Source organism: Clostridium sp. Marseille-P299 (assembly GCF_900078195.1).
Lineage (GTDB): Bacteria > Bacillota > Clostridia > Lachnospirales > Lachnospiraceae > Lachnoclostridium.
The window spans coordinates 974,678-988,142 of sequence record NZ_FJVE01000006.1; the positions used below are offsets into that span (position 1 = coordinate 974,678).

At 32.8% G+C, this 13,465-nt stretch carries 13 protein-coding genes and 8 tRNA genes; 2 read left to right on the top strand and 19 right to left on the bottom strand.

The features are described 5' to 3' along the window. Window positions 1–320 precede the first annotated feature (320 nt). Window positions 321–1,628 carry an alanine/glycine:cation symporter family protein gene (locus BN4220_RS08255; RefSeq protein ID WP_066715398.1) on the top strand — a complete coding sequence of 436 codons (1,308 nt, stop codon included), beginning with the start codon at window positions 321–323 and terminating at the stop codon, window positions 1,626–1,628. Between the two features lie 2 nt (window positions 1,629–1,630). Here BN4220_RS08255 and BN4220_RS08260 read toward each other — a convergent pair whose 3' ends face one another. The 14 genes from BN4220_RS08260 to BN4220_RS08330 all read right to left on the bottom strand — a co-directional run bounded on the left by BN4220_RS08260 (window position 1,631) and on the right by BN4220_RS08330 (window position 8,842). After that, window positions 1,631–2,986, bottom strand: a complete 1,356-nt coding sequence (locus tag BN4220_RS08260; protein WP_066715399.1) for a hypothetical protein — start codon at window positions 2,984–2,986, stop codon at window positions 1,631–1,633. Window positions 2,987–3,086: 100 nt separating this feature from the next. After that, window positions 3,087–3,638: a DJ-1 family glyoxalase III gene (locus BN4220_RS08265; protein WP_066715400.1), complete on the bottom strand. Its 552-nt coding sequence runs from the start codon at window positions 3,636–3,638 to the stop codon at window positions 3,087–3,089. A 250-nt stretch (window positions 3,639–3,888) separates the two neighbouring features. Next, window positions 3,889–4,761, bottom strand: coding sequence for an AraC family transcriptional regulator (locus BN4220_RS08270; RefSeq protein WP_066715401.1), 873 nt, complete (start codon window positions 4,759–4,761; stop codon window positions 3,889–3,891). 698 nt (window positions 4,762–5,459) lie between these two features. Continuing rightward, window positions 5,460–5,534 (bottom strand) — tRNA-Pro (locus BN4220_RS08275). A 51-nt stretch (window positions 5,535–5,585) separates the two neighbouring features. Next, a tRNA-Leu gene (locus BN4220_RS08280) sits at window positions 5,586–5,665 on the bottom strand. 33 nt (window positions 5,666–5,698) lie between these two features. Beyond that, window positions 5,699–5,771 (bottom strand) — tRNA-Lys (locus BN4220_RS08285). A gap of 45 nt (window positions 5,772–5,816) precedes the next feature. After that, window positions 5,817–5,888 (bottom strand) — tRNA-Gln (locus tag BN4220_RS08290). A 62-nt stretch (window positions 5,889–5,950) separates the two neighbouring features. Continuing rightward, window positions 5,951–6,024, bottom strand: a tRNA-His gene (locus tag BN4220_RS08295). A gap of 32 nt (window positions 6,025–6,056) precedes the next feature. Further along, window positions 6,057–6,130 (bottom strand) — tRNA-Arg (locus BN4220_RS08300). A 40-nt stretch (window positions 6,131–6,170) separates the two neighbouring features. Continuing rightward, window positions 6,171–6,241: transfer RNA gene (locus BN4220_RS08305), tRNA-Gly, on the bottom strand. 20 nt (window positions 6,242–6,261) lie between these two features. Beyond that, a tRNA-Pro gene (locus tag BN4220_RS08310) sits at window positions 6,262–6,336 on the bottom strand. Between the two features lie 184 nt (window positions 6,337–6,520). Then, window positions 6,521–7,015: a metallophosphoesterase family protein gene (locus tag BN4220_RS08320; protein ID WP_066715403.1), complete on the bottom strand. Its 495-nt coding sequence runs from the start codon at window positions 7,013–7,015 to the stop codon at window positions 6,521–6,523. Window positions 7,016–7,018: 3 nt separating this feature from the next. Beyond that, complete coding sequence (locus tag BN4220_RS08325) at window positions 7,019–7,612, bottom strand: XTP/dITP diphosphatase (RefSeq protein WP_066715404.1); 594 nt, start codon at window positions 7,610–7,612, stop codon at window positions 7,019–7,021. A 78-nt stretch (window positions 7,613–7,690) separates the two neighbouring features. Beyond that, window positions 7,691–8,842, bottom strand: a complete 1,152-nt coding sequence (locus tag BN4220_RS08330; RefSeq protein WP_066715405.1) for an N-acetylmuramoyl-L-alanine amidase — start codon at window positions 8,840–8,842, stop codon at window positions 7,691–7,693. Between the two features lie 230 nt (window positions 8,843–9,072). Between BN4220_RS08330 and BN4220_RS08335 the strand changes: the two genes are divergently transcribed. Beyond that, on the top strand, window positions 9,073–9,993 hold the full coding sequence (locus tag BN4220_RS08335) for an alpha/beta fold hydrolase (protein WP_066715406.1): 921 nt from the start codon (window positions 9,073–9,075) through the stop codon (window positions 9,991–9,993). A gap of 98 nt (window positions 9,994–10,091) precedes the next feature. Here the strand turns inward: BN4220_RS08335 and BN4220_RS08340 are convergent, their stop codons facing one another. The 5 genes from BN4220_RS08340 to BN4220_RS08360 form a co-directional block, all read right to left on the bottom strand. Then, window positions 10,092–11,240, bottom strand: a complete 1,149-nt coding sequence (locus tag BN4220_RS08340) for a THUMP domain-containing class I SAM-dependent RNA methyltransferase (RefSeq protein WP_066715407.1) — start codon at window positions 11,238–11,240, stop codon at window positions 10,092–10,094. 67 nt (window positions 11,241–11,307) lie between these two features. Continuing rightward, the gene (locus tag BN4220_RS08345; RefSeq protein WP_066715408.1) at window positions 11,308–11,610 is read right to left on the bottom strand and encodes a rhodanese-like domain-containing protein; all 303 of its coding nucleotides are present in this window, start codon (window positions 11,608–11,610) and stop codon (window positions 11,308–11,310) included. A 109-nt stretch (window positions 11,611–11,719) separates the two neighbouring features. After that, the gene (locus BN4220_RS08350; RefSeq protein WP_066715409.1) at window positions 11,720–11,956 is read right to left on the bottom strand and encodes a hypothetical protein; all 237 of its coding nucleotides are present in this window, start codon (window positions 11,954–11,956) and stop codon (window positions 11,720–11,722) included. Window positions 11,957–12,207: 251 nt separating this feature from the next. After that, the gene (locus BN4220_RS08355; RefSeq protein ID WP_066715410.1) at window positions 12,208–12,531 is read right to left on the bottom strand and encodes a cupin domain-containing protein; all 324 of its coding nucleotides are present in this window, start codon (window positions 12,529–12,531) and stop codon (window positions 12,208–12,210) included. 124 nt (window positions 12,532–12,655) lie between these two features. After that, entirely contained in the window at window positions 12,656–13,177 is a 522-nt protein-coding gene (locus tag BN4220_RS08360) for a DUF1700 domain-containing protein (RefSeq protein WP_066715411.1), read from the bottom strand. Window positions 13,178–13,465 lie beyond the last annotated feature (288 nt).

Genomic DNA, 13,465 nt, shown 5'->3' on the forward strand with positions numbered 1-13,465 from the left:
GATGTTTCTATTCAATGCCTCCAAATTATCCTTATTTATTATAAGTTACTAATTATCAGTTGTTAGAATTATAGTTATTAGTATTACAGCTATTAAAATTACAGTTATTGGTATTACAGTTATTAGTATTACAATTTTCACTATTTAAACATTGATTAAGCACACTATTAGTATTAGTTTTCGTATTTTATGTTCCTTTTATCATTCCTTTTTGATATTCCTTTTTGCCTTCATTATTACATATTAATTTAAAATTTCATCTCATAACATAAATCGTTGCTTTCTTTATCTGTTTTATTACTACGCGGAAGGGAGAATATATGAATCATATTTTAGTAACCTTAAAAGGCTTGAATTCATTTTTATGGGGAGGTCCAATGCTTTTATTACTCATTGGAACCCATTTATATTTTACGTTTCATCTAAAATTCGTACAAAAAAATCTAAAGCAGGGAATAAAACTTTCTCTCTCTTCCGATGTAGATAGCCATGGTAACGCAAGTAGCTTTTCAACACTTACTACAACACTTGCTGCCACTCTTGGTACAGGTAATATAGTAGGAATTTCTACCGCTGTTGCACTTGGTGGTCCAGGTGCTGTTTTTTGGTGTTGGATCACTGGCATCTTTGGAATGGCTACTACATATGCAGAATGTTATTTAGGACATATTTATCGTAAGCAAAAAAAGGATGGAAGTTATACAGGTGGACCAATGTATGCCCTAGAACATGGTGTCCATTCAAAACCTCTTGCCATTTTATTTGCTGTTTGCACTCTTTTAGCTGCCTTTGGGATGGGATGTTCTACACAAGCTAGATCAATAACCGATGCGACTAAAACCATCGGTATTTCACCTTATGTATCCGGAATTATTACAGCATTTCTTATTGGACTTGCGATTGTTGGTGGTGTCCGTTCGATTCAAAAGGTTTGTATGCGTTTAGTTCCAGCAATGGGAGCCTTTTATATCATAGCTTGTCTAATTATATTGTTTTTAAATCGTCACTTTCTTATAGATACTATCATTGTAATCGTAAAGTCAGCATTTCTTCCTGAGGCGATCGCCGGTGGTGTTATTGGTGGTTCATTAAGAACTGCTGCAAGATATGGCGTTTCAAGAGGTCTTTTTACAAATGAGGCTGGCCTAGGTTCCGCTTCTATTGCCGCTTGCGATTCTCATTCAAAAAATCCAAAAGAACAAGCACTTGTTTCTATGACTGCTACCTTTTGGGATACTGTAATTATGTGTGCAATTACCGGGCTTGTTATTATTTCTACCATTATAAAAAGTCCGAGTTCTATAAATGGACTTTCTTACAGCGAATTAACTACAGCTGCTTTTGCCCAAATACCTTTCATTGGTGTACGAATGTTGAATGTATCCTTAGTGGCATTTGCTTGTGCTACCCTAATTGGTTGGTCTTATTTTGGCGAAAAAGCGGTAGTTTACTTATTCCACGGAAAAGGAATAAATAGCTACCGCCTGATTTACATACTTATGATATTTTTTGGTTCTATTCTATCTCTTGATATCGTTTGGGAATCGGCCGATTTAATAAATGCACTAATGGCAATTCCTAACCTTATTGCTTTATTTTATTTACGAAAAGAAATAAAATCTACTTAGCTTTAAGGTGTCGTGGATTCAATTACTTTTTGAGCGTAAAGAGAAGGAGGTGTTATTTTGGATGTCTTCGCATCAGTTACAGCAGCAAGTCGTATAAACACAACATCCCCTTTAATCGTTGTTGCATTCCCAGTTTTCTTAATAATAATGCTTTTAGGGCTTGTTACTTTCTTCCACTTTGCAGTTTTAGGATTCATTTCTGCAATCTCTGTCGTTTTTAAAACAACATACTCATAAGGTTTATCTTTTGACGCGTCTTTAATCGTTATGGTGCTTCCACTTAAAACCCCATCGATATTAGGAGCCGATGGTTGTTTATTAAAATCAAGCAACTTAATTGCAGAAGGTACTTTTTTTCCATCAATTATAGTTCTAAATTCAATGGTATTTGCATTTAATTGAGTTGTATTGGATACCGTTCCATTTGAAAGTATATCATATAAAGATAAGCCTTTTACTTTTGTGTCACTTGGATTAAAAGTTGTCCAAGTACTGTTATTACCAACGCGATACTGCGTATTTCCTTTTTTAAGGCCAGTAATCTCCATATTTTGAAAATCTACTTTAACAGTAGGTGCGCTAGGTCGTTTTGGAATTTTAGCGTTTACAATCTTACCTGCTCTTTTGTTCGTAGTCGCTTTGGTACGGAATTGTAATGTCATCCCTGTGTCGTCATAAGCAGATGTATCAAAGGTATCACTATTATGCTCAATCCAATATCCCGTCGCACTTGTACGATATTCTAGAAGAGCACCTTTTCTATTTGTAAAAACAAGTGAACCATTTGTACCAGATACTTTATATGTTACTTTTAAATCTGTCTCTTCTTTTGGTATCTTAAGCTCAATTGGAGTCAAATCTTTGTCCCCTTTAAAATATAGGACTACCTCAGAAGTCTTCATATAGGCCGCAAGTTCGAGCTCAGTACTACTTCCTTTTACCGTACTATTTAATAGCTCCCAACTTTTTTGTTTATCTTTACTAATATAAAACTTCGTACTTCCATTGCTTGACGTTAATATAATCTTACTTTTCACATAATCTATATTCGACTGTAAGCCTGAAACAGACCGAGAAGATGCGTATGGTTCTACAGTATTCTCTGTTAAACTGCCCTCTGTATCCTGTTCAACCTGAATCACATCAAAATCATCTGATGTCACATCTTCCGAAATATCTGCGGCATTTACAAGTATTTTATTCTTCGTTTTATTTTCCTCATTTGTTTCCATATTATAAACTAAAATTAAGTTACAAATGACAGAAAGTATAAATAATGTACTAACAATAACCGACTTTCTTTTATATCTTACCTTCTTTATCTTGTTGTTTCCATTCTGTTTCTTCTTGACGTCCATTCTACCCCTCCATGTACTTAGCATTAAACTGTTACAAAGTTTAATAATCAAACTCAAAATCTAGAAAGATAGAATCAAAAATAAATCATTTTATTAAAATCTATGCACGATAAACAATCGCTTTTGCTAGATTATCCGCAGCTTCTTTACCAATTAACTTGGTTACTATAGCAAGTGAGAACTCAATTGCTGTGCCCATTCCTCTACTAGTTATAATGTGACCATCTTCAACAACATTGTCATAACATACATTGGCTTTTATAAGTTTATTTTCAAACCCTGGATAGCAAGCTGCATTCTTGCCCTTTAATAATCCATTCATACCAAATATAGAAGGTGCTGCACATATCGCTGCAATATTTTTCTTCTTATTATCAAATTCTATCAATAGATTTCTTAATGCTTCATGTTCCATTAATGCATTTGTGCCAGGCATACCACCAGGTAATACTAGCATATCTGCATCTAAAAATTCGTGTTCATCAAATAATATATCGGCAGAAACTCCAATTCCATGAGCCCCTTCCACCATTTTCTTTCCAGTAATCGATACCATAACAGCATCAATTCCTGCTCTTCTTGCAATATCTACAACTGTTAATCCCTCAATCTCCTCAAATCCATCCGCTAAAAAAATATATACTTTCTTCATATCAATTACATCTCCTTATTTTTTAAATAATATTGACATATAAAATTAGATTATCTGCAAGAATTGAAATTTCTAATTTTTAAGAATCAATTTTATTTACTTACTATCATTTATATCATATTTATTTTTACCTGTCAAAAAAAGGATTAATTGTAAATTATTTTATTTACAATTAATCCTTTTTCATTTCTCTTTTAGTTAATCGGAAATCTATCTCAATTTATTACTAAGGTATATGAGTATTTACCATTTACTTCTTCGGAAGTACCCTAATCCATGTCTCTTCATAGAATTTCTCATTTATGGTATAATACATCTCAAATTCAAATCCCGGATCAATATCATAATTTGAGGTAGGCAACCAATCCGTATAAACTCGTGACACCAAGCTTTGTATTTCTTTTGAAGTTTCTTCTATACTATGAGGCTCATTTACAAAAACTGCCCATGTAGAAGCTGGAACATCAACTACTGTATAACCTTGCGTATCGCTTAATGGTGTTTTAAGAGTACATATCATATATGGGAACTTACTCCCCTCAATCTCTTTATACCCACAAATAGAATTAAGAATGGTATGCGGATAATTCGCAGAATTTTGTAGCTTTTCATATTCCCCATTATCTCTTAACTCCAACCAAAATTGCGGTATTTCTCTTAAATTCTCCCCATCTTTTGTATCAAAAATTCTTTCTACCCCATACACCTGAAATGCTTCCTTTTGAACAATCTTATAATTCATCTCACTGTCTCCTTTCATACTCATCTGAAAGGAAATACGCGGATATGCCTTTAGATTAGCACCGTCTCTGCGCGCTGATGTCGGTGTAATACCATGAACCGCTTGAAAAGCTCGTGTAAAAGCCTCTGGTGATTCATATCCGTATTTAAGAGCAAGGTCAATGATTTTTATGTCGCTGTTTTGAAGCTCAAATGCAGCAAGTGTCATTTTTCTACGTCTAACATATTCAGATAGTGGTATATTCGTTATGAATGAAAACATACGTTGAAAATGATATACAGAAGAACAGGCAGCTCTTGCGATTTTTTCATAATCCATCTTATCTTCTAAGTTATTCTCAATATAGTTTATGGCATTATTCATCCTATTTAGCCACTCCATCAATATTTCCTCCCTTCAATAATAACTTAAAGCTGAAAGCATAATATGTCATCCATCAGAACAGCATCTTAAAACTTTTTATTTATATGTTTCCTTCTATGTATAACATACTCGCCCATCTATATAAGCAAATATCTTATTTCATCGAACTTGCTTACAAATAAAATATATCAGGTTGCAATGTTCTCTACCTAGCATTTATTGCATTCTGCTGCTAGATTGATAATATTATAGCTTTCGATTGATTTAAGTATTTGAGCCATTCATTTATTGGAGTAATCCAAGTGTTGGAGAATTTATTTATTGAAGAAATTCGAGTTTTGGAGAATTTATCAATTGGAGAAATTTGATTCTTGGAGAATTTATCTATTTGGGTTATTCTCAGATTGAAATAATTCACATTTGGAATAATGGGCATATTGGTGTAATTTAGAACATCCCATGCATTGGTGAAGTTCATGTATTAGATTTATCTACATATAGGATTTATTTATATTGATCGTTTATTACTTAAGATTAATTTACATAAAACTATTGACATGATCCTATTGGATTTATTTATCCATAGAATTAATAATATAAAGTATATTAACCTATTTATTACTTTTAATAAGTTTTTATTAACCAATTATTTATAATAACAAAAAAGCCAATTACTATTGTAAAACAATTGTAATTGACTTCTTCCCATAATTCAATCGGGGTGACAGGATTCGAACCTGCGACCTCTTGATCCCAAATCAAGCACTCTAGCCAAACTGAGCCACACCCCGAGATTCACTATGTAGTTAACAAATGCCTTGTGAGCGTGCCCACAAGGCAACTGCGGATGACAGGAGTTGAACCTGCACGGTCGCCCGCTAGATCCTAAGTCTAGTGCGTCTGCCAATTCCGCCACATCCGCGTATAAAAAACACAAAAAATTGTATCTTTTACATGAGACATCCGGGATTCGAACCCGGGACACCTTGATTAAAAGTCAAGTGCTCTACCGACTGAGCTAATGTCCCATCTTCTCTATCAAGAAGAAATAACTTTCCAATTTAAAATTGGAACTGGGCTAGGTGGATTCGAACCACCGACTGCAGGAGTCAAAGTCCTGTGCCTTACCGCTTGGCGATAGCCCAATAGCGAAAACCTATTAAACTTCAATATAATAATATTAAATATATATAATAGCTTTTGCAAGGGTGGATAAAGGGATTCGAACCCTTGGCCTCCAGAGCCACAATCTGGCGCGCTAACCAACTGCGCTATACCCACCACAAAACTCGTCTTTATTTTCTAAAGACAACTGTGCCAGAAGGGATTCGAACCCCCGACACACGGCTTAGAAGGCCGTTGCTCTATCCAACTGAGCTACTAGCACATTTACGACAGCTTGTTTTAGATGTTTCTGTCAAACATCAAGCGGGTGATGGGAATCGAACCCACGTATCTAGCTTGGAAGGCTAGTGTTCTACCATTGAACTACACCCGCATAGGGTTTTGTTTCTAAAGTCGGGGTGACAGGATTCGAACCTGCGACCTCTTGATCCCAAATCAAGCACTCTAGCCAAACTGAGCCACACCCCGGATTAAAAACGATATTCAATTATCAAATTGCTTATCTCGTGTCTGTCGTTTGTTTTCATCACTGTCAGACGCAAGACATATTATATATGACTCAAAGAAGAATGTCAACACTTTTTTTAAACTTTTTTTTATTTTTTTTAAATCCATTTTTAGCCAAGAAAAAAGTAATTTTTTGTATGGTATTTTAGTAGGCATTATCTACGTAATTTATCGTAAAATGAGCCTCTCCTCGTGGGTCAATATCCATGATAATAAAGGATGGTATTCTACCATCTTGTCGTGGCTGAGAGATACTACCTGGATTAATAGCCCAAATATTATCATCGGATAAATCAATCATTGGACGATGTGTATGACCAAACATAACAATGTTGGCTCCATTAAGAACTGCCACTTCTTTGATTTGATCAACGCCATAATTAACTCCGTATTTATGTCCATGAGTTATCATAATATAGTATTTCCCCAATTGTATAAAATCATCTCGGGGAATTTCTGTAAAATAATCATTGTTTCCAGAAACCATTGCTACTGGACAATTAACCATTCCTTTAATATATCTCTCATCACCTTCAAAGTCACCCAGATGAATTAATAAATCAACGGGTTGAACTTTTTCTAGTACACGTTCTAAATAATAACATTTATTGTGAGAATCACTTACAATTAGTACTTTCATGTATTATTCTCCTGAAATTAACTCAGTTTTAATTGCATTTAACGCTTTAGCACGATGGCTAATCTTATTTTTTTGTTCCATAGATAATTCTGCTGCCGTACATGAAAACTCTGGCACATAAAAGATTGGATCATAACCAAACCCATTCTCGCCTGCAATTTCATGTGCAATTCTACCTTCAATGGTTGCTTGCTTTGTAATACATCTTCCATCAGGATATGCAAGTGCAATTGCACAAACAAAGCGCGCGGTTCTCTTATCCTCGCTAACATCCTTTAATTGATCTAAAAAATATTGATTTTTGATATCATAAGAAGTTGTTTCACCTAAAAAACGTGCCGAATAAATACCTGGCTCTTTGTTAAGATAGTCAATTTCTAAACCTGAATCGTCAGCAAGTGCCATTTCACCGGTCAACTCCATGACTTTTTTAGCCTTAATTATTGCATTTTCTTCAAATGTTTTACCATCTTCGATTATTTCAGGATTTAATCCAGCTTCTTTAAGAGAAACTACTTCATAGTCTAAATCTTTTAATATTAATCGAATTTCTTTCATCTTACCTTCATTGGTTGTTGCAAAAATAATTCGTTTCATCTTATCCTCCATACTGGCACAGACTTACCTTTTCTATTTTATTCAAAATCTTATATAATCTTTATTTCTTTGTCAACTTCAATTTCTTACAGACGAATCAATCTCTTCTAATGCCCTTAAAATCGCGTTATAGATGCCTTTGGCAACTAGTTTACGATTTGACTCTTGCAATAGAAAATTAAGATCACTGGTATTAGACATAAAGCCAACCTCAACAAGTGCAACAGGAACCTTTGCATCTCCAATAATCTGAACATTTTGACTTCTTGGAACAATTCCTCTATTATTTTTATTAATGAGTTGATTTACCTCGTCTAAACAAATCTCAGCAAAATCTATGGATCGAAAGGAAGTTAATTCATTCTGCTTTTCATTATACAAGACCTCAATACCATTCGTAGTAGTATCCTCACTTGCATTACAATGAATACTTAAAAATAAATCTGCATTCACTGCATTAGCTAATCCAACTCTTTGGCTAAGTGATAATTTCCTATCTGTTGTCCTTGTATAATAAACTTTAAAATCTGCTTGTTCTAAGTATTCTTTTAGATATAAAAGCATGCTTAAATTCATATCTTTTTCTAAATGCTCAAACCCACTTGAGTATGTACCACTATCGATTCCACCATGCCCCGCATCAATTACTACTATTTTCTCATATACATCTTTCGGCTGCAATAATGCTATGTAGAAATTATCATTGTCTTCATATATCTTGTATGCATAGGTAGTATCTAACAAAAACGTGATTTGAATACTATACTCACCATTAACATCTACATTACCATATGCAATATTATATGACTTGACAGAATCCGAATAAGATTTTATTTGATTATGTAATATTGAAAATTGCATTGGATTTGATAATGTCAAAATGATGCTAGAATCAACTGCTAAATCTTCTAATTCAAGCTTGGTAGTACGATTTAATCCAACTGGTTTTTCAATAATAATACATTTATCTCCAATTATATCCCTAAGATTTTCATCTTCTTTTCCTAAGGTATCTATCCACTCACCACTTAAATTTTCATAAATTCCGTCTAATTTTTCATCATTATTTGATAAGTTTTTTGTTGTATTTTCCGAATTCATTGATTCTTTTTCATTTGCATAAGATACATTTTCTTTATTACTTTGATTATAATATGAAAAGAAAAACACAAAGAGCATAAGTAACACACTGTACACCGCAGCTCGCTTTAACAACCTTTCTTCTGACATTTAATGTCCTCCTAGGAAAATAACCAACAAGTTATCTTAACAAGTTAAGTATACTATGTTTTAATATACCTGTCATTATAAATATCGGACGTTTTGTCGAAAATTTGTACAACTTTATGGGCGATTAAAATTGAAATTTAGAGAAATAACGCCTATAATATAGCATAACCCAAACAGACATTTATAAATGTGTTTTTTTGCCCATAAACCAAAAATATGAGGAGGATTTTATGAGTTCAACTATAAACATTAAACAAAAAGATGGTTACGAGACAATTATCTATCCTTATCTTAGTGAATCTAATAATTTAAAAGGTACTTTTCTAATTTTTCATGGAATGGCTGAACACCATAGACGTTATGAAACTTTTGCTAAGTTTCTAAATAGTTATGGATATGATGTTTATCTTTACAATCATAGGGGCCATGGTAATGATAAGACGAAAGAAGATCTTGGCTTTTTCTCAACTACAAATGGTCATAAAAAAGTTGTTGCTGATGCGATTTCTATAATAAAATACGTAAAGAAAAACAATCGTTCCAACCGAATTATTCTTTTCGGTCATAGCATGGGTTCTATTATTTTAAGAAATGTCCTACAGCATTATGATGATGTAGATTGCGCTATTATATCTGGATCCACATATCCGCCTATAATGCTTACAAAAGCAGGACTCATCATCTCCTCTATTGAAAAGAAAATAAAAGGTCCAAAGTATCGGTCTAAATTTTTAGATCGCTTAATTTTTCAAGGAAATCAATATAAAAAGTTAAATACAAAGACTTCATTTGATTGGTTGTCTAGAAATACTTCCCATGTTGATGCCTATATCAAGGACCCATACTGCGGATTTATATGTACGACTAGTTTTTATAACGATTTGTTTCATTTAACTTTAAATGCTTCAAAACCAGAGTTTATCAAAAAGACAAAGAAAGACTTACCTCTTCTTATTATTAGTGGCGATAAAGATCCAGTTAGTGCATATGGAACACAAATAACAAAATATTTTCAACTTCTTCAAAGTTTAGGTTTTAAACGTGTCGATTGTACTTTATATTCAGAAGGAAGACATGAATTATTAAACGAATTAAATAGTGCAGATATTATGAACGATATTAAAGACTGGGTGGAAAAGCAATTAACATAATCTTTGATAGAACGAAGCATTTATTCTTCAAAAAAACTGCTATGCCTAATTTTTTATAGGGCATAGCAGTTCTTAACTTCTTACTATTAAATTTTCAATTACTTATTTTTTTTCGGTGGTCTAGGTCCCATAAATTGATAAAAATATGTTTTCAGCATACCATTATAAATCTTGCGATTCTTATCTGCTTTTCTACCAATGTATTTTTCCGCCTCTTCATAACTTGTTATTAAAAAGCAAGACCAAGAGTCTAGTCCATTATAAGCTTTTCCAATTTCTTTATATAAAGCAGGCATTGCCTTTCTCTCTTCTAAACGCTCCCCATAAGGTGGGTTCGTTATAATAAATCCATATTTTTTAGGACTGCTAAGGTCACTTACAGCACGTTGCTGAAAATGAATATGTTCATCTACGCCAGCTACAATCGCATTTTGTCTTGCTGCCTTAACTATTTCACCGTCGATATCATAACCTTGAATATTCATTTCAACATCATGTAATATCATAGAATTAGCTTCTTCTACCGTATTATACCATAACTTTTTAGGAATCATATCTTTCCATTGTTCTGATAAGAAAGAACGATTTAAACCAGGTGCAATTTTGGCTCCAATCATCGCTGCCTCAATTGGAAATGTTCCACTACCACAAAATGGATCTACTAGAATACGGTCTTTATTCCATGGGGTTAGTAATATCAATGCTGCTGCAAGTGTTTCTGTAATTGGAGCCTTAGAGATTAATTTACGATATCCCCTTTTATGAAGGGATTCTCCAGTTGTATCAATTCCGATTGTAATTTCATCTTTCATAAATGTTACACGAATCGGGTATTCATTTCCTGTTTCTTCAAACCATTCTACCTTATATTTTTCTTTTAGTCGTTCTACCATTGCCTTCTTCATGATTGATTGAATATCTGAAGGGCTAAATAATTTACTTTTTATCGAAGTTGCTTTTGCAACCCAAAACTTCCCGTCTTTAGGTATAAAGTTTTCCCAAGGTAGCTGTTTTGTCTTTTCAAACAATTCATCAAAGGTTTCTGCTTTAAATTTTGCAACTTTAAGTAGAATACGTTCTGTTGTTCTTAAAAACATATTTGCTCTACATATCGCTAATTCGTCACCAAGAAAAGTAATTCTTCCATCTTCAACGCTAACGATTTCATAACCTAAATCCATTATTTCTTTTTTTAACACTGCTTCTAGTCCAAAATGACAAGGAGCAATAAATTCATATTGACTCATTCGTTCCTCCAAAGTTTTTCTAAAGCTATTTTAATTCTCTTTTACATAACAGTCAATGTAATACTAATTATTTCACCAAATTTCCTCGATATGCACGTAAACCACCCGCAAGATTGATAGTAAAAAGTCCTTTTTGTGCTAAATTTCTTGCTGCACGTAAGCTTAAGTTTCCTCGATCACAATATAATACAATGGTTTCATAAGGATATAACAACTCTAAATTTGCCTCTATCTCCTCATATGGTATATTGATTGCATATTCTAAATGTCCTCTTTTATACTCCATTTGATCTCTTACATCAACAATTAAAGCATTATCTTTTCCAAGATATCTATTAATTTCACTAAATCTAACTGTTTCAAACCTCATAGGCACACCTACTCTCTTCACTATTATTCTATGCGAATCGACATGCCTTGTGCTTTATCTACAACAAAAAAAGCTACCTTTCGGTAGCTTTTTTAAATTTGCTAGCAGATTATCTAGTTGTTTTGTTACTAGAACTGTTTTGATTATTATTCGAAGCATTGTTTCTAGATGCACTCGTAGTATTACTTTGAGATGCATTGTTCGCATTGTTCGCATTGTTCGCATTGTTTGCGTTATTTGCGTTATTTGCGTTTTGCGCATTCTGAGATGCATTTCTTGTTTTACTTTGCGCATTCTGAGAATTCGTATTTTTTGAAGTATAGTCATTGCTATAATTTTGTGCCATGATATTTCCTCCTAAAGAAATAATTATTATGATACTACAAAAGATATTATCTTCTCTTTTTTCTATTTTATTCATTATAAAAAAAATTATAAAAAATTACATATTGCAATTTACATAAATTTGTATTATGATAATGGAGTATCGAAAATTTTATTTTTGATGCACTATATAACCCCTTATTAATTATTTATACTCCCCTCAACGAAACGCCAGGTAGCTCCCCTACCTGGCGTTTCTATTTGTTATATTTACTACTTTAAAAAATCATCTCTTTTTGGATTAAATACATCCACAAGCTTTCCTGCTTCTAGGCACACAACTCCATGCACAGCATTACTTTTCATATAAACGCTATCACCTTTTTTTACAATTTGTGTTTCACCATCGATTGTAAATTCAAAAGCACCTTCTGCTACGTATGTAATTTGCAAATGTTCATGCGAATGTACATTCCCAGCAGCTCCTTTTTCAAAGGTTATCTCACACATCATTAACTCATCTGAATATGATAATATTTTTCTACTTACTCCTGGTTCACATGGTGTTGCTATGCAATCTTCATTTTTTACAAACATATTGTTTTCCTTTCATAACATCTTATCTTTATGTTTATCATTTTCCTAAATTACAACATAAATTAATAATTTATATTAATAAAATGTTATTTACCTACTTACCTAAGTCTTAAAAACAATTTTATTACCTTCTCATATTTCTAATCAGCGTAACACCAAAATATATTAATAACAAAGGTACACCAATTTTAAAGAAAATACGTAATGCAATACCGCCAATCCAAAAAACGATATTAAATACAATAGCAAGTAAAAGAATTAAAATAATAGCTAATAACCATCCAGGCATATTAAATACACGCATTTTGGAATTTCTGTTATAGTTATTGTTCTCAACATTTTGACCAGATTGATTTTGATATCCAGATGAAGAATAAGAAGATTCACTATGATAGCTTCTTTGGTCTGCATCATAATCGTATGAATAATGCTTACCACTTCCATGATTCATCTGATACGTATCAATTATTGTCCTTGCAATTAATCTAGGATCACCCAGAGCTTCTGTAATCTCTTCTTCTGTCTTCTGGCTTTTCTGATCTTGCATATAGTTTTCATAATATTTTAAATTGCTTTTAATCTCACTAGCAGGAACTTCGCCTTCTAACGCCTGTTCTAACTCGATTAAAAAATTATTAATTGTCATTTTGAGTCTCCTATATCTAATCTAATAATATTATCATTACTCAAGTTTCAAATTTTATACCATTTTATCACAAAGCATATCTAAGGTAAATGAAAGTTCCATTAACTTTAGATTAATATTTTAATTATTTTATATTTATTTTATAATTTGAAAGATTCCAGGGTAGTGTCAATAATTTTGTGTAAATAGTTTATGCGTACCTTTCGGTAAACATATCCTGAAGTTTATCTGATGAACAAGCAAAGCCTCTAAGCTTTCTTGTAGACCATGATTCATTATAAGAAATCA

Excerpts from the sequence above, each read along its gene's own strand:
- BN4220_RS08325 (WP_066715404.1), bottom strand. The coding sequence starts at position 7,612 with ATGAAACGAATTATTTTTGCAACAACCAATGAAGGTAAGATGAAAGAA.
- BN4220_RS08255 (WP_066715398.1), top strand. The coding sequence starts at position 321 with ATGAATCATATTTTAGTAACCTTAAAAGGCTTGAATTCATTTTTATGG.
- BN4220_RS08330 (WP_066715405.1), bottom strand. The coding sequence starts at position 8,842 with ATGTCAGAAGAAAGGTTGTTAAAGCGAGCTGCGGTGTACAGTGTGTTA.
- BN4220_RS08260 (WP_066715399.1), bottom strand. The coding sequence starts at position 2,986 with ATGGACGTCAAGAAGAAACAGAATGGAAACAACAAGATAAAGAAGGTA.
- BN4220_RS08350 (WP_066715409.1), bottom strand. The coding sequence starts at position 11,956 with ATGGCACAAAATTATAGCAATGACTATACTTCAAAAAATACGAATTCT.
- BN4220_RS08270 (WP_066715401.1), bottom strand. The coding sequence starts at position 4,761 with ATGGAGTGGCTAAATAGGATGAATAATGCCATAAACTATATTGAGAAT.
- BN4220_RS08345 (WP_066715408.1), bottom strand. The coding sequence starts at position 11,610 with ATGAGGTTTGAAACAGTTAGATTTAGTGAAATTAATAGATATCTTGGA.
- BN4220_RS08335 (WP_066715406.1), top strand. The coding sequence starts at position 9,073 with ATGAGTTCAACTATAAACATTAAACAAAAAGATGGTTACGAGACAATT.
- BN4220_RS08265 (WP_066715400.1), bottom strand. The coding sequence starts at position 3,638 with ATGAAGAAAGTATATATTTTTTTAGCGGATGGATTTGAGGAGATTGAG.
- BN4220_RS08320 (WP_066715403.1), bottom strand. The coding sequence starts at position 7,015 with ATGAAAGTACTAATTGTAAGTGATTCTCACAATAAATGTTATTATTTA.
- BN4220_RS08340 (WP_066715407.1), bottom strand. The coding sequence starts at position 11,240 with ATGAGTCAATATGAATTTATTGCTCCTTGTCATTTTGGACTAGAAGCA.
- BN4220_RS08355 (WP_066715410.1), bottom strand. The coding sequence starts at position 12,531 with ATGTTTGTAAAAAATGAAGATTGCATAGCAACACCATGTGAACCAGGA.
- BN4220_RS08360 (WP_066715411.1), bottom strand. The coding sequence starts at position 13,177 with ATGACAATTAATAATTTTTTAATCGAGTTAGAACAGGCGTTAGAAGGC.